Raw genomic sequence first — 25,986 nt, 5'->3', positions numbered from 1 at the left:
TCGGCCGGACGGAAATCGACCTGCAGGCCGAGGGGCCGCAAGGCGTCACCGTGGAAGACACCTTCAGCATGGTGCACATCTCCCATGGCCAGTTGAAACCGCGTTCGCCGCACCTGCGCTCGGAGCCGGCGATCATCGCCGGCATGGCCAAGGCCACCCTGGGCGACCACCCCATCGATTGGGACTGGGTGATCGGCGACTACAAGCGCATCCGTGACCTGATCGCCGACACGATCCCAGGCTTCGAGCAGTTCAATACCCGCCTGCAACAACCGGGCGGTTTCCACCTGGGCAATCCGGCTGCCGAGCGGCAATGGCATACCGCAACCGGCAAGGCGCAGTTCACGCCGAGCGAGCTGCCGGCGCAACTGGTCAACGAGACCGTTCTCGAGCGCGGCGAGCGCCCAGACCTGATCCTGCAGACCCTGCGCTCCCACGACCAGTACAACACCACCCTGTATGGCCTGGACGACCGCTACCGGGGCGTGTTCGGCCTGCGCGAGGTGGTGTTCGTCAACGAGGCGGACATCCGCCGCCTGGGCTTCGAGCCTGGCGAGCACGTGGACATGGTGTCGCTGTGGGAGGACGGGCGCGAGCGGCGGGTGTCGGGTTTCCGCCTGGTGCCCTACGACCTGCCCGAGGGCCAGGCCGCGGCCTACTACCCGGAGACCAACCCGCTGGTGCCCCTGGAAAGCTACGGTGACCGGACGTTCACGCCTACGTCGAAATTCATCGCCATCACGCTCGAGAAGTCACGGCCGGACAACCTGATCCACACCGTCGCCGAGTAACCCTCACGTTCCTTCTTCGGGTAGGCCTTCAGCAGAGGGCCTACGAGGATATTGTCATGTCGAATCTAGATGCGCTGGACCTGGCGCGGATTCAGTTCGCCTTCACGGTCTCGTTTCACATCATCTTCCCGGCCATCACCATTGGCCTGGCAAGCTTCCTGGCCGTACTGGAAGGGTGCTGGTTGAAGACCAACAACCCGGTATACAGGGACCTGTATCACTTCTGGTCGAAGATATTCGCCGTCAACTTCGGCATGGGCGTGGTCTCGGGCCTGGTCATGGCCTACGAGTTCGGCACCAACTGGGCGCGCTTTTCCGATTTCGCGGGCAGCGTGACCGGGCCATTGCTCACCTACGAGGTGTTGACGGCGTTCTTCCTGGAAGCAGGCTTTCTGGGCGTCATGCTGTTCGGCTGGGACCGGGTAGGGCGCAAGCTGCACTTTTTCGCCACGGTCATGGTGGCCATCGGCACGCTCATCTCGATGTTCTGGATCCTCTCGTCCAATAGCTGGATGCAGACCCCGCAGGGCATCGAGATCATCGATGGGCGGGTCGCGCCGGTGGACTGGTTCAAGATCGTCTTCAACCCGTCGTTCCCTTACCGCCTGGCGCACATGGCGCTGGCGGCGTTCCTCTCGACGGCCCTGTTCGTCGGCGCCTCGGGCGCCTGGCACTTGCTGCGTGGCCGCGACACGCCACAGGTACGCAAGATGCTGTCGATGGCCATGTGGATGATCCTGGTGGCCACGCCCGTGCAGGTGGTGGTCGGCGATGCCCATGGCCTGAACACCTTGGAGCATCAACCCGCGAAGATCGCGGCCATCGAAGGCCACTGGGAGAATGTCCCGGGCGAGGCCTCGCCCCTGGTGCTGTTCGGGCTGCCAGACATGGATGCCGAGAAGACCCGTTACAGCCTGGAGGTGCCGTACCTGGGCAGCCGATCCTGACCCACAGCCTGGACAAGCAGATCCCCGCGCTCAAGAGCTTCGCCAAGGAGGATCGCCCCAACTCCACGATCGTCTTCTGGAGCTTCCGGCTCATGGCCGGCCTGGGCATGCTGATGCTGGCCTGCGCGCTGCTGGCGCTGGTGCTGCGGCGCAACGGGGCCCTGTACCGCAACAAGGCATTCCTGTGGTTCGCCCTGCTCATGGGGCCGTCGGGGTTGATCGCCCTGCTGGCCGGCTGGTTCACCACCGAGGTCGGTCGCCAACCCTGGGTGGTGTACGGCATGTTGCGCACCACCGAAGCGGCGTCCAATCACAGCGCCGCGCAGATGAGCGTGACCCTGGCACTGTTCGTCCTCATTTACTTCTCGGTGTTCACGGTGGGCATCGGCTACATGATGCGCCTGGTGCGCAAAGGGCCGAAGACACACGAGGAGCACGTATCGCCCGATGCACCGGGCCAACTTGCGACAGCGCGTCGTCCGCTGTCGGTAGCGGATTGAGAGGAAGCTGAACCATGGCAATTCAAGGTATCGACCTGTCGATCATCTGGGGCGTGATCATCGCTTTTGGCCTGATGATGTACGTGATCATGGATGGCTTCGACCTGGGCCTGGGGATCCTGTTTCCCCTTATCAGTGATTCCCGCGAGCGCGACGTGATGATGAACACTGTGGCGCCGGTGTGGGATGGCAACGAGACCTGGGCGGTGCTCGGCGCAGCGGCGCTGTATGGGGCGTTTCCCCTGGCCTATTCGGTGATTCTCGAAGCGCTCTACCTGCCGTTGGTATTGGTGTTGGTGGGGCTGATCTTCCGCGGCGTGGCGTTCGAGTTCCGCTTCAAGGCGCACCCGCGCAAGCGCCACCTCTGGGACAAGGCGTTCATCGGGGGCTCTGTCCTGGCCACGTTCTTCCAGGGCGTTGCCATCGGCACCTACATCTCGGGCATCCCCGTGGAGAATCGCCAGTTCGCCGGCAGCGCCCTGGATTGGTTGGCGCCGTTCCCGCTGTTCTGTGGCGTCGGGCTGATCCTGACCTATGCGCTGCTGGGCAGCACCTGGCTGCTGATCAAGACCGACGGCATGCTGGAGTCGCGCATGCGCCACTACAGCCGCCCGCTGCTTTACCTGCTGGCGATCGTCATCGCGGTGATCTGTGCCTGGACTGCCTGGCTGCATGCCGATATCGCCCAGCGTTGGTTCGCCGGCAGCCATTGGGTTCGCTCCGTGGTGATCGCCACCCTGGCGGTGCTGTCGGTGGTGTTGATCCAGAAGACGCTGCGCAGGCACCACTCGCACCTGCCGTTCATTGGCGTGGTGGCCCTGGTGTTCCTCGGTTACCTGGGCCTTGCGATCAGTATCTGGCCGAACATCGTGCCGCCTGGCATCGACCTCTGGCAGGCCGCCTCGCCGCTGTCGAGCCAGCTGTTCGCCTTGATCGGTGCGTTGTTCATCATTCCGATCATCCTGGTCTATACGTTCTGGAGCTACCACGTGTTTCGCGGCAAGGTGCAAGCAGGGGATGCCTACCACTGACCGGGTCACAGCCCCTGCCGGCAGGCGATGGGGCCTAGGGCGCTGGCTGCTGTTCCGGCGGGCAAGCCAGGACCGGGCCGTACGACAGGTAGTAGGCCAGCCCGACGAACACCGCACCGCCGACCGCATTGCCGAGGAACACCGCGGCGATGTTCTCGGCGAACTGGGCCCAGCCCAATTCGCCGGCGAAAATGGCCGCAGGGATCAGGAACATGTTGGCCACCACGTGCTGGAAGCCAATGGCGACGAAGGCCATGATCGGGAACCAGATGCCCAGGATCTTGCCGCTGACGTCCTTGCTGGCATAGGACAGCCAGACGGCCAGGCACACCAGCCAGTTGCAGCCGATGCCGGAAATGAACGCATGGAGGAAATCGGTATTCACCTTGGCGTTCGCCGCCGCCAGCGTCTTGGCCAGGAAGGGGCCTTCGGCAAGGCCCAGCAGGTGGCCGAAGCAGTAGGCGACGAACAGCGCGCCGAGAAGATTGGCCAAGGTGACCAGCAGCCAGTTGCGGGCCACTGCGCTGAGTCGGACCCGTTTGGCGAACAGGGCCATGGGCAAGGTCATCATGTTGCCCGTCAACAGCTCTCCGCCGGCGAGAATCACCAGGATCAGGCCCATGGGAAATACCGCTGCGCCAAGCAGGGTGCCGAGGGAGGCCCAGGGGACTGGAATCAGGGTGCTGACGTGGATCGCCAGAAGAAACCCCAGTGAAATGAACGCACCGGCCAAAAAGCCCAGGATGATTGTCGAAGCGGTCGGTAGGTGGGCTTTCTTGACACCGGTTTCAACGACCAGTGCGGCAATCTGAGAGGGGGTGTTCACAGGCATTTCAACGACTCAAGGTAAAAGTATGACGGCGTCGGTGCTGGGTGGCGAGCAATAGCGCCGTAGAGGGGTAGCGGATCATGGGGCGGCGGAAATTAGCTGAGGCAAATTGAAGCAGTCCAATTGTTTGTATGGATGAATTGATAGGAGCTGTCTATGAAAGGAAGAGGCTTGGGTGAAGATTTTTATTGCCTATGCAGCCTGTGCTATACCGATGCAACAACGCGAATCCTCATGGTGAGGGAAGTGAAATGAACGTTTCCGAGATAGAGCCTCAAGCTGTCGATACCCCGATTACCCGCAGTGCCCTCTTCATCGTGGCCACCCTGAAGCCTGGCAGTGACAACCGCGATAGCGTGCGTTCGCTCTGTGGCGACATTGCCGCCCTGGTCCGTTCGGTCGGCAAGCGCGTACCGGCCGGCAACCTCTCCTGCGTGATGGGCTTCGGTGCCTCGGTGTGGGAAGCGTTGTTCGGCGCGCCGCGCCCTGCATCGCTGCATCCATTCCGTGAAATCGGTAGCGGCGGGCGTGTGGCCGTGGCGACGCCCGGTGACATCCTGCTGCATATCCGTGCCGAGCACATGGACCTGTGCTTCGAGCTGGCCTCGCAGATCATGACGCGCCTGGGCAGTGCCGTGACGGTGGTCGATGAAGTCCAGGGGTTTCGCTACTTCGACATGCGCAGCATCATCGGTTTTGTCGACGGTACGGAAAATCCGAGCGGCCGCGAGCTCGGCAAGTTCACCCTCGTCGGTGACGAAGACGCCCCGTTCGCGGGCGGCAGCTACGTGCTCGTGCAGAAGTACCTGCATGACATGGCGGGATGGAACGGGCTTTCCACCACCGAGCAGGAACATATCATCGGGCGGACCAAGCTCTCGGATATCGAGTTGGATGCATCGGTAAAGCCCAGTTGCTCGCACAGTTCGCTGACCACCCTCGAAAAGGATGGCCAGGAAGTGAAGATACTTCGCGACAACATGCCGTTCGGGCGCCCAGGGGCAGGAGAGTTCGGCACCTATTTCATTGGCTATGCCCGCTCGCCCGAACCCATCGAGGAAATGCTCGAAAACATGTTCATCGGCAGGCCACCAGGAAATTACGATCGACTGCTGGACTATAGCCGTGCCGTCACGGGCGGGCTGTTTTTCGTGCCTTCGGCGACCTTTCTGGAGAGCTGTGCGCAGTAGCTACAAGCGGTGCGAGAACTGAACGCCGCACCGCTTCTGCTTCCCCCTAGATCGCCGAAAACACCACACCCGTGCGCGATGCCGCATTGCGAATGTGCTCCTGCATCGCGCGTTGCGCCCCGGCCTGGTTGCGACGGGCGAGCTGGCGCAGGATCTTGCGGTGTTCCTGCCAGGTTTCCATGGCCCGTTCCGGGCGAATGAACGGCAGCTTCTGGCTCTCCAGGAAGATGTCCTGGCTGGCGGTGATCACCTGCAGCATGGCGCGATTGCCGCTGGCCTCCAGCAGGCGGCGGTGGAAGGCGAAGTCGAGGCGGGCGGCGGCGTCGAAATGGCCGGCGCGCAGTTGCAGGCGCATCGCCTCGACGTTGGCCTCCAGCTCGTCGATGTCCGCAGCCGTCAGGGACAGGGCCGCCAGGCCCGCGGCGAACCCTTCCAGCGCATAACGCAACTGGAAGGTATCGGCAGCGGACACCTGCTCGGCATAGGGCCAGGAGAAGCCGGCGGAGGCAGGGCTGGCCGGCGCCTGGACGAACACCCCCTTGCCCGGCTGCACGCTCACCAGCCCTAGCGCACTCAAGGAAGACAGCGCTTCGCGCAGGGAGGCACGGCTGACCCCGAGCTGGTCGGCCAGCTCGCGTTGGGAGGGCAGGGCGTCGCCGGGTTGGTAGTTGCCTTCCTGGATCAGCTTTCGGATGGCGTGCAAGGCGATTTCCGGGACTGCGCGGGGAAGAGTATCGAGCATCGGTTCAGGCCCGTCGGCGGAGGTTGTCTGCGCTTTGTAAAGGCTTTGCCCGTTGCCTGGCAAGCCTTGCGCTGCACTGGCGCAGGCCCATGGGCGGTTGCACGAAAGCAGTGCGCGGCGATGAACCTGTTGGTACATGCGCTGCGCAACTGTTCAGACCAGTAAGACCGTGCGAGGCCTTGCCCGCGATGCCTTGCCGGTGCATGCGGGCAAGGCTGGCACGGGCTGTGCACTGACCAGGGCAGGCAACCTCTGTGCTCACCTTCGAGGCATTCCCATGAAAAACTTCCGCTCGTTGCTCCTGGCCACCCTGTTCTGCGGTAGCGCTCTGGCCTTGCCCCAGGCCCAGGCCGACGCCCTGGCCGACATCACTGCCCGTGGCGTGCTGAAAGTGGCCGTGCCCCAGGACTTCCCGCCCTTCGGCTCGGTAGGCCCAGACCTCAAGCCCCGTGGGCTGGACATCGACACCGCGCAACTGTTGGCCGACAAGCTCGGCGTCAAGCTGGCCCTGACCCCGGTCAACAGCACCAACCGTATTCCCTTTCTCACCACCGGCAAGGTCGACCTGGTGATCTCCAGCCTGGGCAAGAACCCAGAGCGAGAAGCCGTGATCGATTTCTCCCGCCCCTATGCGCCGTTCTACCTGGCGGTATTCGGGCCGGCCGACACGGCGATCGACGACATCGGCGCCGTGGCCGGCAAGACCATCAGCGTCACCCGTGGCTCGATCGAAGACATGGAGCTCTCCGCCGTCGCGCCCCAGGGCGCGATCATCAAGCGTTTCGAGGACAACAACTCGACCATCGCCGCCTACCTGTCGGGCCAGGTCGAGCTGATCGCCAGCGGCAGCGTGGTGATGGCCGTCATTGCCGAGAAGAACCCGACCAAGGTGCCGGTGATGAAGGTCAAGCTCAAGGACTCGCCGGTGTATGTGGGCCTGGCCAAGCAGGAGCCGGCGCTGTTGGAGAAGGTCAATGCCACCCTGGATGCGGCCAAGGCCGACGGCAGCCTTGGGCGCAATGCCGAGAAGTGGCTGAAGCAGCCGCTCCCGGCCGACCTGTGAACGGCACCTGGAGTCGTTGACCCATGGCCTATCAATTCGACTTCGCCCCTGTGCTGGCCCAGGGCGACCTGCTGCTCGAGGGTGCACTGTTCACGCTTCAGCTGACGGCGGTCGGCACCCTGTTCGGGATCGCCATCGGCGTGCTCGGCGCGGTGGTGCGCGCCTGGCGGCTGCGGCCGTTCGATGCGCTGTTCGGCCTGTACGTGGAACTGATCCGCAACACACCGTTCATCGTCCAGCTGTTCTTCATCTTCTTCGGCTTGCCGTCGCTGGGCGTGCGGCTGACGGAGTGGCAGGCGGCAGTGCTGGCCATGGTGATCAACCTCGGTGCCTATTCCACCGAGATCATTCGCGCGGGCATCCAGGCCATCCCCAAGGGGCAACTGGAGGCCGCTGCGGCGCTGGCCATGAGCCGTTTCGAAGCGTTCCTCCACGTGGTGTTGCAGCCGGCGCTGGCCAAGGTGTGGCCGGCCCTGTCGAGCCAGATCGTGATCGTCATGCTCGGCTCGGCGGTGTGTTCGCAGATCGCCACCGAGGAATTGTCGTTCGCCGCCAACTTCATCCAGTCGCGCAACTTCCGCGCCTTCGAGACCTACCTGCTGACGACCGTCCTGTACCTGGGCATGGCCATCCTGGTGCGCCAGCTGCTGGCCTGGATGGGGCAGCGCTTGCTGATGGGGAGACGCTGAATGGATTTCACCTTGTGGGATATCGTGCGCAACCTGCTCGTGGGGTTGCAATGGACCTTGCTGTTGTCGCTGGTGGCGTTCGCGTGCGGTGGTGTCGTCGGCCTGGCGTTGCTGCTGGCCCGGATTTCCGACAACCGATTGCTGCGTGGTGTGGCCAAGGGCTACATCGAACTGTTCCAGGGCACGCCGCTGCTCATGCAACTGTTCATGGTGTTCTTCGGCATTGCCCTGTTCGGCATCGATGTGTCGGCGTGGATGGCGGCGGCCATCGCCTTGACGCTGTTCACCAGTGCCTTTCTGGCCGAGGTCTGGCGGGGTTGCGTAGCGTCTATCCCGTATGGCCAGTGGGAGGCCTCCGGCAGCCTGGCGATGGGGCGCCTGGAGCAATTGCGCCACGTCATCCTGCCCCAGGCGCTGCGCATCGCCATCGCGCCCACCGTGGGGTTCTCGGTGCAGGTGGTCAAGGGCACGGCGGTGACTTCGATCATCGGTTTCACCGAACTGACCAAGACCGGCGGCATGCTCGCCAACGCCACCTTCGAACCCTTCCTGATCTACGGCCTGGTGGCCGTGGGTTACTTCATCCTCTGCTATCCGCTCTCGCTGAGCGCCCGTTACCTGGAAAGGAGGCTGCATGCCCCTGCTTAGAGTGTCCGCATTGCATAAGTACTACGGCGACAACCATGTGCTCAAGGGCGTCGACCTGAGCATCGAGGAGGGCGAGGTGGTCGCCATCATCGGCCGTAGCGGTTCCGGCAAGAGTACCTTCCTGCGCACCCTCAATGGTCTGGAGTCGATCAGCGACGGGGTGATCGAAGTGGACGGCGAGTACCTCGATGCCAGCCGCGCCGACTTGCGTTCGCTGCGGCAGAAGGTCGGCATGGTGTTCCAGCAGTTCAACCTGTTCCCGCACCTGACCGTGGGCGAGAACGTCATGCTCGCCCCCCAGGTAGTGAAGAAGGCAGGCCAGGCCGAGGCCCGCCAACTGGCCGAACGGATGTTGGCCAGGGTCGGCCTGGGCGACAAGTTCGAGGCCTATCCGGATCGCCTCTCCGGTGGCCAGCAACAGCGGGTGGCGATCGCCCGGGCGCTGGCCATGTCGCCCAAGGTGCTGCTATGCGACGAGATCACCTCGGCGCTCGACCCGGAGCTGGTCAACGAAGTGCTCGGCGTGGTGCGCCAGTTGGCCAGCGAGGGCATGACCCTGATCATGGTCACCCACGAAATGCGCTTCGCCCGAGAGGTGGGTGACAAGCTGGTGTTCATGCACCAAGGCAAGGTGCATGAGACAGGCAACCCGCGGGAGGTGTTCGCCGCGCCGAGAACGCCGGAGCTTGCGAATTTCATCGGGGCGGTGGTGCAGCAGGGGTAGGGGCGCTTGCCCCAGGCCTTGCGCACCAGGATGTCTAAACCTAGACCCTGATTACGAGGTGAGAGACAGGGCTCTTCTCATGCGAAACGCTCGAAACGATAGGGGCTCGGGTCGATCAGGGGGGGATGCTGCGAAACCAGGTCGGCTGCCAGTTGACCTGCCGCGGGTGACGTACCGAAACCATGCCCCGAGAATCCGGTCGCCAAGGTAAGCCCAGGAATGTTGGGGACTGCACCGATCACTGGGTTGGAATCCGGTGTGACATCGATGGTGCCGGCCCAGGCCGAGGCGATGCGGGCCTGCTCGAATTCGGGCCATGCAGCCTTCAAGTTGCGCATGGCTTCATCGTTCAGGGCCGGGTTAGCTTGCGGGTCCTGGATCCGTACACGTTCGAAGGGGGTCACCTCTGTGGCATTCCAGCGTCGAGCCAGGGCCAGATCCTTGAAGAAGTGCTTGCCGAAACTGATACGCAGGATATCACGCTGCGTTCGCAACTGAGGCAGGTAGCGTTTTCCCAGGAGCAAGTGGTCCAAGGTCAGAAACGCATCCAGCGCGCCACGCTGAGTGATGATGAACCCTCCGTCCTTGTGCTTGCGGAACGAAAAGTCCGGAGCGCCCACGGCGATGTCGGTCGGCCCCTCCATCGGCTCGGTACGCAGTACCGAGCACGTCAACGGTAATGTGGGCAGGTTGATTTTCAGGTTGCCCAGGAATTTGCGTGACCACAAGCCACCGGCAAGCAGCACTTGGTCGCAGCTTATCTCGCCGTGCTCAGTCACGACCCCGCTCACCCTCCCCGCAGCCGTTACCAGTGTACGGACTGCGCAGTTTTCCACGATCACCGCCCCCTTGGCGATGGCTGCTCGGGCGATGGCGCTGGAGGCCAGGGTCGGTTCTGCGCGGGCGTCCGAAGGGGTATAGATACCGCCAGCCCAGTTGGCCCGGCCACCGGGCACCAGCTGGGCGATTTCCTTGCCGCTAAGCAGGCGGGAGTCCAGGTTCAGGCCCCCTACGCTCTTTAGCCAGCTCTCGTGCAGGCCCATCTGGGTCTCGTTACGACTGATGAACATGATGCCTGCCTGGCGGTATCCGACATCGGCCCCCACACGTTCGGGCATGCCCGCCCAGAGTTGGTCGGCCGCCAACGCCAGGGGCATGTCATGGGCATGGCGATTGGTCTTGCGTACCCAGCCTAGGTTACGCGACGACTGCTCGCCCGCGATTCGGCCTTTTTCCAACACCACCACGGGAATATTGCGTTCAGCGAGGGTGAGTGCGGCGGTCAGGCCGATGATGCCTGCGCCAATGATGACGACCGTAGTCGAACGAGGATGGGCGGCACTGGTGTGAACGGGATCGATGGTAGGAGGCATGGCGTCACTCACGGGCGGATCGAACGGGGGCAGTCATGAGGCCTGGCGTATCACTGGCCGAGGCGGATCATCGACACGTGTGCACTGGATGCACCGCGGTAGGCGGTGACCTCCAGCTCGACCTTGTACACGGTCGAGCCAAGCGGCGGGCAGGTGACCGTGGTGGCGGGATCGATACCACGGAACTTCTCGCCGATCACCTCCATCACGCGCGGCACATCGCTTGGGTCCTGGATGAACACGCGGGAGCAGATGACGTCCGCCAGGCTGGCATCGACTGCCGCCAGCGCGGCTTCGATATTGGCGAAGACCTGGTGGGCCTGGTCGATGACATCTTCCGGAATGACCTGGGTCTGTGGGTTGCGCCCTGCGGTGTTGGATACGTAGATCCAGTCGTCGACTGCGACCAGGCGAGAGTAGCTGGCCATGTCTTCGAATGTGGAGCCGGTCTTGAGTTTGGTGATCTGCATCATGGGGTAACCTTTCGAGGGGGTTGCGCAGGGGTTAGCTGAGAACGGGTTTTTCCCAGAGGTTGAGCTTCACGCCGATGCCTTTCTCGATCGCGTTGCGGTAGACCACGGTGCCCCAGGCGACGTCTTCCACGGGCATACCGCCTACCGACATGAGGATGATTTCCTCGTCGTCCAGGCGGCCAGGCGCTTCGCCGCTGATGATCTTGCCGATGTCTTCCACCTGTTCCGGGGCGAGCTTGCCTTCGGCGATCATGTCCATGAAGCGCACGCCCACCAGTGGCACGTGGTTGTGGGCAGGCTTGGGCAACTCTTCGAACCAGGCTTGGTAGAGGCCGGTGTTGTCCACCACCTTGCGCACGTCCACCCGCTCCATGCCCTCGTCGATGCTGCACGGGGCGGGCATGGCCAGGAAGGCGCCTGGCTTGACCCACTCGCGCCGCACGAGGGGATAGGTGGAAGGGTCGCCGACTTCGCCCGAGCTGCAATAGCTGACCAGGTCGGAGCCACGCACGACGTCCTCCAGGGTCTGTACGACCTGGATGTCGACGATCTGCGGGAAGGTCTGTTCGACCCAGGCAACGAAATCATCCAGGTTCTTCTGGCCGCGTCCCTTGATCTTGATCGTGTCGATCAAGGGGCATACCGCCATGAACGCGGCAACGGTGGTCTTGCCCATGACGCCAGGCCCGGCCAGGCCGATGACCTTGGCGTCCTGGCGTGCCAGATGACGGGCGCCAACCCCAGGAATGGCACCGGTGCGATACGCCGACAGCAGGTTGGCCGACATGTGTGCCAGCGGGGCGCCGGTATCGGCGTCATTGAGGGTGAACATCAGGATCGAGCGGGGCAGCCCCTTTTCCCGGTTGGCGATGTTCGAGCCATACCATTTGGCGCCGGCGGTGCGGAAGTTGCCGCCCAGGTAGGCGGGCATGGCCATCATGCGCCGGTCCGCGGTGGGCTTTGGCATGTGTGGGAACGGCGAATGCTCGGGGAAGGTGATCATCGCACCGTGGGAGTCGTTGTTCGGGCCGGCCATGCGGTAGTCGCCCTGGTAGAGCAGGCCGAACATCTCCTCCATGGTGTCGACACAGGCGGGCATGTCGGTCACGCCGGCGCGGATCATGTCTTGTTCGCTGAGGTAGATGAAGTCGATTCGGGTGTCGAGGGTCATAGCGGATCTCACAGCGCAGGCGGCTCGGATGGCACCGCTGCAGTCGGGTTTTTTGTTGTGGTTCGACCAAGAGGAGAGGGTGGTCAGGTCGTCGTAGGCTGATGTGCAGTTTCGCTAACGACGGGTAGGTCGTCTTGTGTCAGCCTGCCAGCGGGATTGACCATCCGTGCCATGGCTTGAGTTGGCGATCGAACACGGGCGCGCCTGGCGCAGGGGCCCGTGGGTGTCGATGCGGCTGCTTTAGAAGGGAATTGCCACGGTCAATTGGCTGTAGACGTTGGTGCCGTTGCCGCCTACCTGGTTGCCGCCATTGCCTTGGTCCTTGCGTGGCTGGTACAGGCCCACCAACGGGCTGATGATCAGGTGCTCGGTGACCGTCCACTCCACGTAGACATCGAGCTCGCGGGCATCGAGGTCGAGGCTGTCGCGGGTGCGCAGGGTATCGAAGTCGAAGTACAGGGCGCCGACCGTGAGGTTTTCCAGCGGTGTCGCCTTCAGGCCGACGTGATGGATGCCGGTATTGCTGTTGAAGGGGCCGGCGTAGTTGGCGGCGACCTCGCCCTGGAACCAGGTGCCGTAACCACTGGACAGCCCGCTGAACAGCGAGTCCCAGCCTGCCGAGTAGCGGGTGTAGCGGTAGGTCAACTGCGGAGCCCAGGGCAGGTCGGCGAAGGTGTAGCCGGCCTGCAGGTACCAGGCCTGCTCGGGGCCGTCGTGTTTGTCTTGCCAGGCATACTCGAAGGCGAAGCTGGCATTGTCGATGCCGGCGTTGCCTTCGCCGCGCACGCTGTAGACATCCATCCCGGCCCGGGCCTTCTGGAAGTCGCTGGCCCACCGGTCGCTGACATCGATGCCGTGGATCCAGGTCAGGCCCAGGGTGCCGAGGGCATGGGCGTAGTCCAGGGTGCCTGCGGCCAGCTCGGTCTCAGCCTGGGCGCGGTTGTCGGACTTGAGCCACAACAGGCTGCCGTGCAGGCCGTCCTCGCCACCTAAGCGCAGCATCGCCGTGCGATCGAAGGCATGGCGGGCGGCCAGGTAGTAGGCGCCGCCCCGGTCCAGTGCGCCGTCGGCCACGCCGTTGCCCAGGTTGGGGCCGTCGTCGTTGATCAGGAAGCCGCTGCCCAGGCGAATCACCTGGCGGCCGGCGGAGATGTCCACGCCGTCCTTGCCCAATCGCGGCAGCAGGTCGCCCGAGCGCCAGCCAAGGTAGGCGTCCTCGATCTTGGTGGTGCGTTCGGAGCCGTCGGTGTTGCCGGCCGCATCGCCATCGCCCCAGGTGGCGGAACTCACCCAGTTCAGGGCGCCGTACAGCGTGCCGTTGCCCGCCAGCCCCTGGTGGCCGCTCAGGCCGTACTGGAGGAAGCCCTCGCGCCAGGTCGAGCCGCCCGGGGTGCCGTCGTAGTTCTTGCGGCTGTTGAACATGCCCCAGACCGCGAGCATGTCGGCATTCAGCTGGCTGTCGTCGTCGGCATACAGCTCGTAGGCCGGCGCGGCCTGGCTGGCGAGCAGTGTCGCCAGGGCCAGGGTGGACAGCGTTCGTGGTTTGACCATTGCTCTTCCCTCGTTGTCATGCGCGCCTTGCCAGGCGCTTTTGTTGTACGTGGGCACCCCGTTTCGGCGAGGGCCGTCGCGGTTGGCAGCGACGGCTTATTAGCGCGTGTCGGCTAGGGCGGGGTCTTGTTCGTGGCTGCCAAGGCGCTTGCACGCCTTGGCCAGAAACAGCGCAGGAGGGCGACAACGTGATCGGGGCGAGCGTGTCGCCCGGCGCTTCAGTAGCGGATCATCACCGACTTGAGTTCGGTGAAGTCGTCGATGAACGCCGAGCCGAACTCACGGCCGATGCCGGACGCCTTGATGCCGCCGAAAGGCACTGCCGGGTCGAGCAAGGTGTGCATGTTGACCCACAGCGTGCCGGCCTGGACTTCCGGGATCAGGCGCATGGCCTTGCCCAGGTCGTTGGTCCACAGGCTGGCGCTCAGGCCGTAGGGCGAAGCGTTCATCAACTGCAGCAACTCATCTTCGTTGTCATAGGGCAGGAAGGTGGCTACCGGGCCGAAGGTTTCCTGGTTGAGCAGCGTGTCGTTGGCGCTTCTGGCGAGAATCACGGTGGGCTCGACGAAGCAGCCCGGGCCATCGCCGATGTTCCCGCCGTGGATGATCTGGCTGCCTTCGGCGCGTGCAGTGGCGAACAGTTCGGCCAGCTTCTGCTGGTGTGGCTTGTTGGCCACTGGCCCGAACTGGGTGGACTCGTCCAGCGGCGAGCCGATCTTCAACTGGCCCAGGCGTTGGGACAGGGCATCGAGCAGCGGGTCGATGCGCGAGCGGTGCACGTAGAAGCGCTCGCCGGCGGCGCAGATCTGCCCGGCGTGCAGGAAGCCGGCCTCGATGATGCCGTCGACCGCCTTGTCGATGCCCACATCGGGCAGGAAGGCCACCGCGTTCTTGCCGCCCAGCTCCAGCGTGGCTCGGGTGAGCTTGGCGCCCATGGCGGCCTGGCCCACGGCGATGCCGGTGGGCACGGAGCCGGTGAACGATACCTTGTCGGTGCCCGGGTGCTCGACCAGCGCCTTGCCCACCAGGCCGCCGCCGGTCAGCACATTGAGCGCGCCGGCCGGCAAGCCGGCTTCGCTGGCCAGTTCGGCGATGCGCAGCAGGGTCAGGGGCGTGAACTCGCTGGGTTTGATGATGATGCTGCAGCCGGAGGTCAGGGCCGAGGCCAGCTTCCAGATGGCGATCATGGTGGCGAAGTTCCACGGCACGATGCCGACCACCACGCCGATCGGTTCGCGCAGGGTGAATGCGCTGTAGCGCTCGCCGGCGAACGAGGGCAGGGAAGGGGTGATGGTCTGGCCGGTGATCTTGGTGGCCCAGCCGGCGTAGTAGCGCAAGAAGTGTGCGGCCTGCTCGACCTCGAAGGCGCGGGCAATACCGATCAGCTTGCCCGACTGCAAGGTTTCCAGCTGAGCCAGCTCTTCGCGGTTGGCTTCCAGCAGGTCGGCCAGCTTGAACAATACCGCGGCGCGGGCTGCCGGGCTGGTGCGCGACCAGTGGGTGAAACCCTGGCGGGCCGAGGCCACGGCCTGGTCGACGTCGGCCTGGTTGGCGTCGGCGATATGGGCGATGGTCTGGCCGTTGGCCGGGTTGACCACGGCGATCTTCTCGCCGCCTTGGCTGGCCACGGCCCGGCCGTGAACGAACAGGCCATGGTCGCGGGCCAGGAATGCGTTGACGGAAGGAAGCAGGGGGATGTCGCTCATGGGAACTCCAGAGGGGCAGGTGAGGATCGGCCGGCAGGCCGCCAAAGCGTTCGAGCATAGTGAGCGGTGTGGTGCCGGTCTTGTGTCCCCGTGACAGCACCATGACTCTGCCTGCCACGGGGCGCGAAGCGGCCCCCAATGACAACTCCATGGCAGCCAGCAACAAAGCCCACGGCAGCCATCGGCAAGACGCCATGCCATGCGCGGCGCACAGTAGCCACGCAGGGAGGCAGGCAACCGCCGTGCGTGCAGGTTCGCTTGCTGCGTTCAACGCCATAACAACAAACCGGGGCACAACGATGTCACTCAACAACACGCTCACCGAGCATCTCAACCGGGGCAGTGTCGGTTTCCCCACAGCGCTGGCCAGTACCGTAGGGCTGATCATGGCCAGCCCGGTGATCCTCACCGCGACCATGGGCTTCGGTATCGGCGGCGGCGCCTTCGCCATCGCCATGGTCATCGCCGCGCTGATGATGCTGGCGCAGTCCACGACCTTCGCCGAGGCGGCCTCGATCCTGCCGACCACCGGCTCCGTCTACGACTACATCAATTGCGGCATGGGCCGTTTCTTCGCGATCACCGGTACGTTGTCGGCGTACCTGATCGTGCATGTGTTCGCCGGCACCGCCGAGACGATCCTGGCCGGGGTGATGGCGCTGGTGAACTTCGAGCACCTCAATACCCTGGCCGAGTCCGCCGGTGGCTCGTGGCTGCTCGGGGTCTGCTTCGTGCTCGCGTTCGCGGTGCTCAACGCCTTCGGAGTCAGCGCGTTCAGCCGCGCGGAAGTGATCTTGACCTTCGGCATGTGGAGCACCCTCATGGTGTTCGGCGTGTTGGGCCTGGTCGCCGCGCCGGCGGTGGAGTTGCAAGGGCCGTTCGGTGCCTCGCGGGTCGGTACCGACCTGATGACCATCCTCTCGCTGATCGGCATGGCCATGTTCATGTTCGTCGGCTGCGAGTTCGTCACGCCGCTGGCGCCCGAGCTGCGCCGCTCGGCCTGGGTGCTGCCCAGGGCGATGGCCCTGGGCCTGTTCGGCGTGGCCAGCTGCATGTTCATCTACGGTGCAGCGATGAAGCGCCAAGTGGAGAACGTCGTGCTCGATGCCGCCAGTGGCCTGCACCTGCTCGACACGCCCATGGCCATCCCGCGTTTCGCCGAGCAGGTGATGGGGGATATCGGCCCCGTCTGGCTGGGCATCGGCTTCCTGTTCGCCGGTGCCGCCACCATCAACACCTTGATGGCCGGTGTGCCGCGCATCCTCTATGGCATGGCGGTCGATGGCGCGTTGCCGAAAGCCTTCACCTACCTGCATCCACGCTTCAAGACGCCACTGCTGTGCATCCTGGTGGTGGCGTTGATCCCGTGCCTGCATGCCTGGTACCTGGGCGGCAACCCGGACAACATCCTGCACCTGGTGCTGGCGGCCGTATGCGCCTGGAGCACCGCCTACCTGCTGGTGACCTTGTCGGTGGTGATCCTGCGTATCCGCCGCCCCGATCTGCCTCGCGCCTATCGCTCGCCGTTGTTCCCGCTGCCGCAGATCGTTTCCAGTGCCGGCATCCTCCTCGGCATGGCGTTCATCACTCCGCCAGGGATGAACCCGGCAGACATCTATGTGCCGTTCGCCGTCATGCTCGGCGGCACTGCGGCCTATGCGCTGTTCTGGACGCTGTGCGTGCAGAAGATCAACCCGTTCAAGCCCGCGCGGGTCGAGGATGTACTGGAGAAAGAGTTCGCCGCCGAGCCGGGCCAGGCCGTGGAGCACGTACAGCATGATCAGAAGTTTGCGTGAGCGCCTGCTGGCCCCGCGTGCCCCGGCCGGCTACCGGCCCGGGGTTACGCTCGGGCACCTGGCGCGTAATCTCGGGCAACTGGACATGCACTGGCTGGAGCCGGCTGCCGGGGTGATTCAGGGCCCCGCGCAGGGCTGGCGTGCCGAGGTGCGCGAGCGCGTCGAGGCGCACCTGCTGATGCATGTGGTGACCTGCGAATTCCAGTTGTGCGTGCCGGCCCTGCAACAGGGCGATGTGCGGCTGCAGCTGCGTCATACCGGTGCGGTCCGTCGTAGCGGCGTGGCCTGCGTGTATCGCGCCGGCGATAAGGCACGCTTCGCCCAGGTGCGTGACCACCTGCTGAGCGATGGGGCATTGCAGGCGGCGCTGATGCCACTGGATTTCAAACGCCTGACCCTGGAGTGCCTTGGCGGGCAATGGTGCCTGGGCCTGGAGCACATGGGCGGTAGCGAGGTGGTCAACCGCATGCCGGCGTTTCGCCGCTACCTTCAGATCAGCCCGCAACAGCGCGAGCATCTGTCGAACAGCCTGGCCTTGCTCAGTGCGTCGCTGCAACGCATCTGAGCCAGGCTGGCATGTCCCTTGCTGTTTTTCTCGGTGAAAGATGACCGTTGTGCATGCATTGTTAACATGTTATCAATTCATGCATAACAACAAATTCTGCGTCGAGGGCAGCCATGCACACTCAACAACCCGACCGCCAGGGGCTGGAACGCTGGACCCTGGCCATGCAGCAGATCTGCGGCCGTTTCGAAACATCGCTCGCCTCCAATCACTCGCTGTTCATCGGCGAGGTGTTCGCCTGCTCCCGTGCCGGCCTGCCGGTAGCCAACCTGCGCACCAACGCCGGCAGGATCCGTCGCCTGGGAGAAAACCCCGCGCTCGATGATGACCAGCACTGCTTCTTGGTCAGCCAGCGCGCAGGACATGCCTGCGTGGCGCAGGATGGCATGAGCGTCAGCCTGGCACCTGGCGAGCTGCTGTTGATGGACTCGGTCGGGCCGTGCGAGATCACCCCCAACGGCCTGATCGAGCATGTCTCGCTGGCGCTGCCCCGGGACCAGGTGCGCAAGCATGTGCAAGGCACTGGCGCGATGTTCGGCAAGATCTCCTCGACCAATGCCTGCGGGCGCATGCTCCATATGCTGATGGACCAGTTGTGCAAGGAGGGCAGCGGCAGTGACGATGGCGCCCAGGGCGAGGCACTGCAGAGCGCTTTCATTGCCTTGCTCGAGCCAGGCTTCGAGCGCAGTGGTGCCAGCCCCTGCAACCTTGGCACCCTTAATGGGACCAGCCTGCGCCGCTATGTGCAGCAGGTGATCGACGAGTCGCTGTCCCAGCCCGGGCTCACGCCGGCCAGCCTGGCGGGGCGGCTGAACATTTCCGTGCGGCACCTGTACCGCCTGTTCGAGGAGCAGGGCGACAGCGTCTGCCGCTACATCCAGCGTGCGCGCCTGCAGCGCAGCGCCGACGACCTGGCCAACCCGTTGTTCAGAAGCGAGTCGATCACCTCGATCGCCTACAAGTGGGGGTTCACCGATTCGGCGCATTTCAGCCGCTCGTTCAAGAAGCAGTTCGAGCGCTCGCCCAAGGATTACCGGGCGCAGGCCATGGCCTGAAGATCACATGCCTTGCCGACGAACGAAAACGCCGCCTGTGCTCCGGCACAGGCGGCGTTTTCGCGAGCGACCGGCCTCAGGCCACGGCCAGGTAATGCTTGACGAACGATTCGCTCAGCACCTCCCACAGCACCGGCGTGCCTTTGGTGACGAACCAGGCATCGCCGGCCTTGTAGCGGGTGACCTGGCCGGTGGATTCGTCGGTCAACTGGATTTCGCCGGTGACGATCACCGCCTGCTCGTCGAATGGATAGACCATGCGGAACGTGCCGCGGGTGGTGCCGAAGTAGGCACTGCTGACCGGGTCGGTCGGTGCGCCGTGGGTCATCTTGCCGAAGGCCTTGACTTCGCCTTCGAGGATTTCCGAGCCCAGGTCGGCAACAGTGCCCCAGGCGTCGAGTTCGGACAGTTGTACGCCTTGCTTGGCGGCGGTAAGGGTCATGGCAGTTCTCCAGTGGTGAGAGGAAAGGTTCAACGACGGCCGTTGAAATAGCCCGAGAGCTGGTGCACGGTCTTGCCGGCAGTGAGCAGCAGCGGGCGGAAATGCTCCTTGCCGAGGATCCGCGCATGCTTGACCGAACTGATCAGGTCATAGCGCGAGGAGCCTTCGTGCATGCCCTCGGCGAGGATCTTGCAAATGATGTGGCTGGGCGTGACGCCAAAGCCGGAATAGCCCTGGACATAGAACGCGTTGGGACGGTTGCTCAGTGTGCCGATCTGCGGGAACAGGTTGGCGCTGGTGGCCATCGGGCCGCCCCAGGCAAGGTCGATGCGCACGTCCTTTAGGTAGGGGAAGATCTTCAGCATCAGGGCGCGGTTCCAGGCCTTGAGGTCCAGCGGAATGCGTTCGATGAAGGGGGTGGCGGCACCGAACAGCAGGCGGTTCTCGCGGGTCACCCGGTAGTAGTCGATCACCGGGCGGATATCGCTGTAGGCACCACGGATCGGGCTGATGCGCAGGATCTGCTCATCGGACAGCGGCTCGGTCATCAACTGGAAGGCGTAGGTGTTGATGATGCGTGCATGCAGTTCCGGTTCGAGCTTGTTGAGGAAGCTGTCGCAGGCCCACAACAGCTTGCTGGCGCGCACCGAGCCGCGGCCCGTACGCACCTTGATGCGCTCGCCATAGGTCACCTCCAGGGCCGGGCTGTGTTCGAAGATCCGCGCACCGTGGCCGACCAGGGCCTGGGCTTCGCCCAGCAGCAGGTTGAGCGAGTGCACGTGGCCGGCGCCCATGTGCAGCAAGGCGCTGGTGTAGGCGTCGCTGCCGATGATCTGCCGAACCTCCGAGCCGCCCAGGAAGCGGATCTCGTCACGGCGGTTGATCGCCTTGAAGTCCTTTTCCCAGGCGCGCAGGGTCTTTTCCTGGCGGCGGTTGAAGCCCATGTAGCCATAGCCGTGGCAGAAATCGGCATCGATGGCGTAGCGGGCGATGCGCTCCTGGATGATGCCTGCGCCCAGTTCGCTGATTTCGAAGATGGCCTTCAGGCCCTGCTCGCCGACACTGCTTCTGATCTTCTCCAGGTCATGGCCGATGCCCGCCATGATCTGCCCGCCATTGCGCCCGGTGCCGCCGAAACCCAGGTAGCGAGCCTCGAGCACGACGATGTTGGTGATGCCTTTCTCTGCCAGCTCCAACGCGGTATTGATCCCCGAGAAGCCCCCGCCGATGACCACGACATCGGCCTCGATGTCGCTTTCCAGGGTGGGGAAGCTCAGGTTGTACTTCTTGGTTGCGCTGTAGTAGGTCGGGGTTTCGATGGTGATCATGACGCAGCCTGCTGAATTGGAGTTGTGGTAGGGCCGTCGCGGATGGGCGCTCGCACGTGGGGTCATTGAGCACCTAACGATCGGTAGGTGTCTTGTCCGAGCATGCCATGGAGTTTAACCAGCCTGCCAATACGGCGTATAGGCGGCATACTTGACGTTGGATGAAGACTCCTTGATCATGCGCATCATGAATATCTTAATTAGCCTTCCACGCTACCGTCGCTACGCCACCTCTACCTGAGGCGGTCGTTGCCCCGTGCACGTCATCCGCCCGAGGCGGTTGGACGTGTGTCTCGCTCCTCGGGCCTTTACCCAAGGAGTTGTCATGAGCGATCCACAGACCGACCTGATCGGCCACCTGCAAGCCAGGGGCTTCATTCACCAGAGCACCGACCTCGAGGGTTTGCGTACGCACCTGCAGGAGGGGCCACGGACCTTCTACCTGGGCTTCGATGCCACGGCCGACAGCCTGCATGTCGGGCACCTGCAGGGGCTGATGCTCATGCGTTGGCTGCAGCGCGCCGGGCACCGTCCGATCCTGCTGATCGGCGGCGCTACCACGCGCATCGGCGACCCGAGCTTTCGCGACGAAAGCCGGCCAATCCTCGACGAGACGCAGATCCAGGCCAACATCGCCGGCATCACCCGCACCTTCGGCCGCTACCTGCAGTTGGGGGAAGGCGCGGGCCTGGTGGTCGACAACGCGCAGTGGCTCGACGGCATTGGCTACTTGCAGTTTCTCGACCAGGTGGGCCGCTACTTCTCGATCAATCGCCTGCTGACCTTCGACGCCGTGCGCCAGCGCCTGGACCGGGAGCATTCGCTGTCGTTCCTGGAGTTCGGCTACACCTTGCTGCAAGCCCACGACTTCACCGAACTGGCCCGCCAGCACGACTGCACCGTGCAGTTGGGCGGTGCCGACCAATGGGCCAACATCATCAACGGCGTCGAGCTGGCCCGGCGCCGCGACAAGCGCCAGTTGTTCGGCCTGACCATGCCGCTTTTGACCAGCAGTGACGGCAAGAAGATGGGCAAGTCGGTCAATGGTGCGGTATGGCTCGACGAGCGTCGCCTGCCGAGCTTCGACTTCTGGCAGTTCTGGCGCAATTGCGATGACCGCGATGTGCCGCGCTTTTTGGCCTTGTTCACCGAACTGCCCCTGGCGCGGATTGCCGAGCTCACTCGCGAAGGCGGCGCGGCTTTGAACCAGGCCAAGGCCTTGCTGGCCGACGAGGTCACCGCCTTGGCCCACGGTGCCGAGGCGGCGCGCCTGGCGCGTGAGGCGGCAAGCGGCGTGTTCGGGCAGGGCGAGGGCGCCGGGTTGACCACCATCACCCTGGCTCGGGACGCGCTGGCGGTGCCGAGCCTGGCCGAGGTGCTGGTGCAGGCCGGCCTGCAGCCTTCGCGCGCTGCGGCCAGGCGCCTGGCCGACGGTGGCGGCTTGCGTCTGGAGGGTGAGGTAGTGCACTCGGCGGACCTGGCATTGCCTGCCGATCGCCAGGCATGGCGGGTGAGCCTGGGCAAGAAGCGCCATTACCGCCTGGTCCTCGAATGATCGAATGCTGGCAGATTGGTTAATGTACTCACGAGCGCGTGCTGGCATACTCGCCAGCACGCTTTTTTCACGATGCCCAGGTACGCATGACCACACCAAGACCTTCCCTGACGCTCACCCTGCTGCAAGCGCGTGAAGCCACCATGGCGTTCTTTCGCCCGTCGTTGAACGCCCATGACCTGACCGAACAGCAATGGCGGGTGATTCGCATCCTGCGCCAGCAGGGCGAGCTGGAAAGCCATCAGTTGGCTGAGCTCGCCTGCATCCTCAAGCCCAGCATGAGCGGCGTGCTCAAACGCCTCGAGCGCGATGGCATCGTGACCCGGCGCAAGTCGCCGGAAGACCAGCGACGGGTGTTCATCAGCCTGACGGTCAAGGGGCAGCAGGCGTTCCTGGCGATGAGCGAGGAGATGGGCCGCAACTATGAAAAGATCCTCAGCCAGTTCGGTGAGGAGAAACTCGAGCAACTGATGCAACTGCTCGACGACATGAAGAAGATCAAACCGTGACGCGCCGAGCGCCACGGCCAGCGGCTCAAGGGTTCAGCGACAGCGAGTCGTCGAGGATCTTCAGCAGCGATGCCGCGCGCCGGGCGTAGACGGCGGGGGCGGCGTACATCAGCTCCACATGCAGGCTGTCGATGATGCCCAGGTATGCATCGGCATAGACCTCCAGGCGGGTGTCCTGGGTGTGCGCCCAGCCGTATCGTGCGCGCAGGGCCTGGCAGAAACCCTCGCGCACAAGGTCCAGGTAGCGTTCGAAGCCCGAGGTGACGATTGGCTTGATGCTGGCCGGGGGCGCGAACGCCGTGCGCAGGATGAACCGCAGGTTGGCCGATGCCTGGTAGCGCTCGGCAAGGTGCAGCACCAGCCAATGCCCCGGGGCGACATCGTCTGCGGCTTCCTGCCGGAAGGCGTGCTCGACGAACGCCGTTTCGTGTGCCAGCGCACGCTGGAAGACCTCCACGAACAATGCATCCTTGTTGGCGAAGTGGGCGTACAGCGAGGCTTTGCGTATACCCGCCCGTTGGGCGATTTCGTTCAGCGAGGAGGCGTCGTAGCCGTATTGCGCGAAGTGGCCGACGGCGGCGTCGCAGACACGTGCCGCAGAGGGGGAAAGCGCTTTCAACAAAGTCACTCCGTCAGGGGCGCGTGAAGGTCGCGCGCTGTTGGAAGGGGATTTTGGTGATCGCCAGGGCCACGGTCAAATGCTTCCGCCACGCCGATCCGCCAAACCATGGAAAGTACAATTTTCCCCTTGTAACGTGCATTTCTCGGCAACTTTCAACGCCACATACTGAACGTGTCATCGAGACTTTTCGGCTGCCCGTTGCTGCACCGGGCCTGCACGCTGACGATCCAATAATAAAGAGACCGTTCATGAAAAAGCCAAATCCCTTGCTGGAAGACCTCAAAGCCATTCTGCCGACCATTGCCGCCAATGCCTTCCGGGCAGAGCAGGACCGCAGCGTCCCTGCCGAGAATATCGCCCTGTTGAAGAGCATCGGCATGCACCGGGCGTTCCTGCCCAAGCAGTACGGCGGCATGGAGATTTCCCTGCCACAGTTCGCCCAGTGCATCGCGCTGCTGGCCGGTGCCTGTGCCAGTACCGCGTGGGCCATGAGCCTGCTGTGCACCCACAGCCACCAGATGGCGATGTTCTCGCCCAAGCTGCAGCAGGATGTCTGGGGTGCCAACCCGGACGCCACGGCCAGCAGCAGCATCGCGCCGTTCGGCCGCACCGAAGAAGTCGAAGGCGGTGTGCGCTTCAGTGGCGAAATGGGCTGGAGTTCCGGCTGCGACCACGCCGAGTGGGCGATCCTGGGCTTCCGTCGTCAGAATGCCGAAGGCACCCAGGATTACTGCTTCGCCGTCCTGCCACGCAGCGATTACGAAATCCGTGACGACTGGTATGCTGTCGGCATGCGCGGCAGCGGCAGCAAGACCCTGATCGTGCGGGAGGCGTTCGTGCCCGAGCACCGTATCCAGAAAGCCAAGGACATGATGGAGGGCAAGTCGGCAGGTTTCGGCCTCTATCCAGACAGCAAGATCTTCTTCGCCCCGTATCGCCCTTACTTCGCCAGTGGTTTCTCGACCGTCAGCCTCGGTGTCGCCGAGCGCATGCTCGAGGTGTTCCGCGAGAAGACCCGCAACCGCGTCCGCGCCTACACCGGCGCCGCCGTCGGCGCGGCCACGCCGGCGCTCATGCGCCTGGCCGAGTCCACGCACCAGGTGGCCGCCGCACGGGCCCTGCTGGAAAAGAGCTGGGACGAGATCGCCGACTACAGCGAGCGCCACGAGTACCCATCGCGCGCCACCCTGGCCTTCTGGCGCACCAACCAGGGCTACGCGGTGAAGATGTGCATCCAGGCGGTCGATCGCCTGATGGAAGCCGCCGGTGGCGGTGCCTGGTTCGACAGCAACGAGATGCAGCGCCTGTTCCGTGACGCGCACCTGACCGGCGCCCACGCCTACACCGACTACGACGTCTGCGCGCAGATCCTTGGCCGCGAGCTGATGGGCCTGGAGCCCGATCCAACGATGGTCTGAGCCGCCGCCAGGCGGATCCCCGATACAACCACAATAACGAACAGGGCAGGTCCCCTTGGCCTGCCCGGGAGTCTTGCATGTCCAACGAAACCCCAACCACCCCTGGCTTCGATACCCGCGCCTTCCGCCGTGCCCTGGGCAACTTCGCCACCGGCGTGACCGTGGTCACCGCGGCCGGGCCGAGTGGCCGCAAGGTCGGCGTGACCGCCAACAGCTTCAACTCGGTGTCGCTGGAGCCGGCGCTGATCCTGTGGAGCATCGACAAGCGCTCGACCAGCCATGAAGTGTTCGCAGAGGCTTCGCACTTTGCCGTGAACGTTCTGGCGGCCGACCAGATCGAGCTTTCCAACAACTTCGCCCGCCCCAAGGAAGACCGCTTCGCCGGGATCGACTACGCGCAGGGGGCCGGCGGTGCGCCGCTGCTTGCTGACTGCTCGGCGCGTTTCCAGTGCGAGAAGTTCCAGCAGCTCGACGGCGGCGATCACTGGATCCTGGTCGGCAAGGTGGTGGCTTTCGATGATTTCGGTCGCTCGCCGTTGCTGTATCACCAGGGTGCCTATTCGATGGTGCTGCCGCACACCCGCATGACCCAGCGTGCCGAGGGGCAGGCGCCGAGCAGCCACTTCCAGGGGCGCCTGCAACACAACCTGTACTACCTGATGACCCAGGCCCTGCGCACCTACCAGGCCGACTACCAGCCACGTCAGCTGTGCACCGGCCTGCGCACCAGCGAAGCACGCATGCTGATGGTGCTGGAGAACGATGCCGGGCTGAGCCTGAACGAGCTGCAGCGCGAGGTGGCGATGCCGGCCCGGGAGATCGAGGAAGCTGTCGCCAACCTCAAGCGCAAGGGGTTGATCGCCGATGACGAGGGGCGTGTGCGGCTGTCGGTCAAGGGGGTCGATGAAACCGAGGCGCTGTGGGCCATTGCCCAGGAGCAGCAAGACAAGGTGTTCGGGCAGTTCAGCGCGGAGCAACTGGAGACCTTCAAGACTGTGTTGAAGGCGATCATCCGCATGTGAGGCCGACGCGGGCTGCTGTGGTGGTTGCACCGGCCCTATCGCCGGCAAGCCGGCTCCCACAGGTTGCGCGCAAGGCCGAGACATGAACGACAACGGCGCCCCTGTGGGAGCGGGCTTGCCCGCGAACACCGGCGAAGCCGGTACCATCCACCGCGTCACCTGCTTCGCCGGTAAGCCGGCTCTCACAGGTTGTGCGCAAGGCCGAGGCATGAACGACAACGGCGCCCCTGTGGGAGCGGGCTTGCC

General features: G+C 64.2%; 23 protein-coding genes and 2 pseudogenes. 15 read left to right on the top strand and 10 right to left on the bottom strand.

Going from position 1 to position 25,986, the window contains the following annotated elements:
* The 3 genes and pseudogenes from ABFA30_RS24000 to cydB form a co-directional block, all read left to right on the top strand.
* A pseudogene (locus tag ABFA30_RS24000) lies at positions 1-791 on the top strand (CbbBc protein); the annotation flags it as partial.
* A 56-nt stretch (positions 792-847) separates the two neighbouring features.
* Positions 848-2,238, top strand: a pseudogene (locus ABFA30_RS23995) (cytochrome ubiquinol oxidase subunit I).
* A 14-nt stretch (positions 2,239-2,252) separates the two neighbouring features.
* Positions 2,253-3,269 carry a cytochrome d ubiquinol oxidase subunit II gene (cydB, locus tag ABFA30_RS23990; protein WP_410046085.1) on the top strand — a complete coding sequence of 339 codons (1,017 nt, stop codon included), beginning with the start codon at positions 2,253-2,255 and terminating at the stop codon, positions 3,267-3,269.
* Between the two features lie 34 nt (positions 3,270-3,303).
* On the opposite strand, the gene ABFA30_RS23985 is transcribed toward cydB, so the two are convergent.
* A complete protein-coding gene (locus ABFA30_RS23985; protein ID WP_410046084.1) occupies positions 3,304-4,101 on the bottom strand; it encodes a formate/nitrite transporter family protein in 798 nt (265 codons plus the stop codon).
* Between the two features lie 248 nt (positions 4,102-4,349).
* Between ABFA30_RS23985 and ABFA30_RS23980 the strand changes: the two genes are divergently transcribed.
* Positions 4,350-5,288 carry a Dyp-type peroxidase gene (locus ABFA30_RS23980; protein WP_410046083.1) on the top strand — a complete coding sequence of 313 codons (939 nt, stop codon included), beginning with the start codon at positions 4,350-4,352 and terminating at the stop codon, positions 5,286-5,288.
* Between the two features lie 46 nt (positions 5,289-5,334).
* On the opposite strand, the gene ABFA30_RS23975 is transcribed toward ABFA30_RS23980, so the two are convergent.
* Positions 5,335-6,030, bottom strand: a complete 696-nt coding sequence (locus ABFA30_RS23975; RefSeq protein ID WP_225788981.1) for a FadR/GntR family transcriptional regulator — start codon at positions 6,028-6,030, stop codon at positions 5,335-5,337.
* 277 nt (positions 6,031-6,307) lie between these two features.
* Between ABFA30_RS23975 and ABFA30_RS23970 the strand changes: the two genes are divergently transcribed.
* Genes ABFA30_RS23970 through ABFA30_RS23955 form a run of 4 tightly spaced genes read left to right on the top strand, consistent with a single transcriptional unit; the run spans position 6,308 to position 9,154 of the window.
* Complete coding sequence (locus ABFA30_RS23970) at positions 6,308-7,093, top strand: transporter substrate-binding domain-containing protein (protein ID WP_225788982.1); 786 nt, start codon at positions 6,308-6,310, stop codon at positions 7,091-7,093.
* A gap of 23 nt (positions 7,094-7,116) precedes the next feature.
* The gene (locus ABFA30_RS23965) at positions 7,117-7,782 is read left to right on the top strand and encodes an amino acid ABC transporter permease (protein WP_225788983.1); all 666 of its coding nucleotides are present in this window, start codon (positions 7,117-7,119) and stop codon (positions 7,780-7,782) included.
* On the top strand, positions 7,783-8,430 hold the full coding sequence (locus ABFA30_RS23960; protein ID WP_225788984.1) for an amino acid ABC transporter permease: 648 nt from the start codon (positions 7,783-7,785) through the stop codon (positions 8,428-8,430).
* Positions 8,417-9,154, top strand: coding sequence for an amino acid ABC transporter ATP-binding protein (locus tag ABFA30_RS23955; RefSeq protein ID WP_225788985.1), 738 nt, complete (start codon positions 8,417-8,419; stop codon positions 9,152-9,154). The genes ABFA30_RS23960 and ABFA30_RS23955 overlap by 14 nt, the downstream gene beginning before the upstream one ends.
* A gap of 77 nt (positions 9,155-9,231) precedes the next feature.
* On the opposite strand, the gene ABFA30_RS23950 is transcribed toward ABFA30_RS23955, so the two are convergent.
* The 5 genes from ABFA30_RS23950 to ABFA30_RS23930 form a co-directional block, all read right to left on the bottom strand.
* Complete coding sequence (locus ABFA30_RS23950; protein ID WP_410046082.1) at positions 9,232-10,527, bottom strand: NAD(P)/FAD-dependent oxidoreductase; 1,296 nt, start codon at positions 10,525-10,527, stop codon at positions 9,232-9,234.
* A gap of 50 nt (positions 10,528-10,577) precedes the next feature.
* Positions 10,578-11,000 carry a RidA family protein gene (locus tag ABFA30_RS23945; protein WP_225788987.1) on the bottom strand — a complete coding sequence of 141 codons (423 nt, stop codon included), beginning with the start codon at positions 10,998-11,000 and terminating at the stop codon, positions 10,578-10,580.
* 31 nt (positions 11,001-11,031) lie between these two features.
* Entirely contained in the window at positions 11,032-12,171 is a 1,140-nt protein-coding gene (locus ABFA30_RS23940) for a tyramine oxidase subunit B (RefSeq protein WP_225788988.1), read from the bottom strand.
* 240 nt (positions 12,172-12,411) lie between these two features.
* Positions 12,412-13,722: a hypothetical protein gene (locus ABFA30_RS23935; RefSeq protein ID WP_410046081.1), complete on the bottom strand. Its 1,311-nt coding sequence runs from the start codon at positions 13,720-13,722 to the stop codon at positions 12,412-12,414.
* 218 nt (positions 13,723-13,940) lie between these two features.
* The gene (locus ABFA30_RS23930) at positions 13,941-15,428 is read right to left on the bottom strand and encodes an aldehyde dehydrogenase family protein (protein ID WP_410046080.1); all 1,488 of its coding nucleotides are present in this window, start codon (positions 15,426-15,428) and stop codon (positions 13,941-13,943) included.
* A gap of 299 nt (positions 15,429-15,727) precedes the next feature.
* Here ABFA30_RS23930 and ABFA30_RS23925 point away from each other — a divergent pair, with 299 nt between their 5' ends.
* From ABFA30_RS23925 to feaR, 3 genes are all read left to right on the top strand, one after another.
* Entirely contained in the window at positions 15,728-17,224 is a 1,497-nt protein-coding gene (locus ABFA30_RS23925) for an APC family permease (RefSeq protein ID WP_225788991.1), read from the top strand.
* Positions 17,205-17,789 (top strand): DUF3156 family protein, encoded by a 585-nt coding sequence (locus tag ABFA30_RS23920; protein WP_368816655.1) that lies wholly within the window; start codon positions 17,205-17,207, stop codon positions 17,787-17,789. Before ABFA30_RS23925 ends, ABFA30_RS23920 begins: the two co-directional genes overlap by 20 nt.
* 113 nt (positions 17,790-17,902) lie before the next feature.
* Positions 17,903-18,844 (top strand): transcriptional regulator FeaR, encoded by a 942-nt coding sequence (feaR, locus tag ABFA30_RS23915; protein WP_368816656.1) that lies wholly within the window; start codon positions 17,903-17,905, stop codon positions 18,842-18,844.
* A 76-nt stretch (positions 18,845-18,920) separates the two neighbouring features.
* Here the strand turns inward: feaR and ABFA30_RS23910 are convergent, their stop codons facing one another.
* Both ABFA30_RS23910 and ABFA30_RS23905 read right to left on the bottom strand, forming a co-directional pair.
* On the bottom strand, positions 18,921-19,286 hold the full coding sequence (locus ABFA30_RS23910) for a cupin domain-containing protein (protein WP_253105254.1): 366 nt from the start codon (positions 19,284-19,286) through the stop codon (positions 18,921-18,923).
* A 29-nt stretch (positions 19,287-19,315) separates the two neighbouring features.
* The gene (locus ABFA30_RS23905; protein ID WP_225788995.1) at positions 19,316-20,614 is read right to left on the bottom strand and encodes an NAD(P)/FAD-dependent oxidoreductase; all 1,299 of its coding nucleotides are present in this window, start codon (positions 20,612-20,614) and stop codon (positions 19,316-19,318) included.
* A 325-nt stretch (positions 20,615-20,939) separates the two neighbouring features.
* On the opposite strand from ABFA30_RS23905, the gene tyrS reads away from it, so the two are divergent.
* Positions 20,940-22,169: a tyrosine--tRNA ligase gene (tyrS, locus tag ABFA30_RS23900; protein WP_253105255.1), complete on the top strand. Its 1,230-nt coding sequence runs from the start codon at positions 20,940-20,942 to the stop codon at positions 22,167-22,169.
* Between the two features lie 86 nt (positions 22,170-22,255).
* On the top strand, positions 22,256-22,678 hold the full coding sequence (gene hpaR, locus ABFA30_RS23895; RefSeq protein ID WP_225788997.1) for a homoprotocatechuate degradation operon regulator HpaR: 423 nt from the start codon (positions 22,256-22,258) through the stop codon (positions 22,676-22,678).
* A gap of 25 nt (positions 22,679-22,703) precedes the next feature.
* Here hpaR and ABFA30_RS23890 read toward each other — a convergent pair whose 3' ends face one another.
* Complete coding sequence (locus ABFA30_RS23890) at positions 22,704-23,297, bottom strand: TetR/AcrR family transcriptional regulator (RefSeq protein ID WP_253105257.1); 594 nt, start codon at positions 23,295-23,297, stop codon at positions 22,704-22,706.
* A 251-nt stretch (positions 23,298-23,548) separates the two neighbouring features.
* On the opposite strand from ABFA30_RS23890, the gene ABFA30_RS23885 reads away from it, so the two are divergent.
* Together ABFA30_RS23885 and ABFA30_RS23880 are read left to right on the top strand one after the other, a co-directional pair.
* Positions 23,549-24,718 carry a p-hydroxyphenylacetate 3-hydroxylase oxygenase component gene (locus ABFA30_RS23885; protein ID WP_225788999.1) on the top strand — a complete coding sequence of 390 codons (1,170 nt, stop codon included), beginning with the start codon at positions 23,549-23,551 and terminating at the stop codon, positions 24,716-24,718.
* Between the two features lie 77 nt (positions 24,719-24,795).
* On the top strand, positions 24,796-25,740 hold the full coding sequence (locus ABFA30_RS23880; RefSeq protein WP_410046079.1) for a p-hydroxyphenylacetate 3-hydroxylase reductase component: 945 nt from the start codon (positions 24,796-24,798) through the stop codon (positions 25,738-25,740).
* The last annotated feature ends 246 nt before the right edge of the window (positions 25,741-25,986 follow it).

The organism is Pseudomonas sp. HLMP, from assembly GCF_046365545.1.
In the GTDB taxonomy this organism is placed as follows: domain Bacteria; phylum Pseudomonadota; class Gammaproteobacteria; order Pseudomonadales; family Pseudomonadaceae; genus Aquipseudomonas; species Aquipseudomonas guariconensis_B.
The sequence above is the reverse complement of the archived record's forward strand: the minus strand, read 5'-3'. Positions and strand labels throughout refer to the sequence as shown.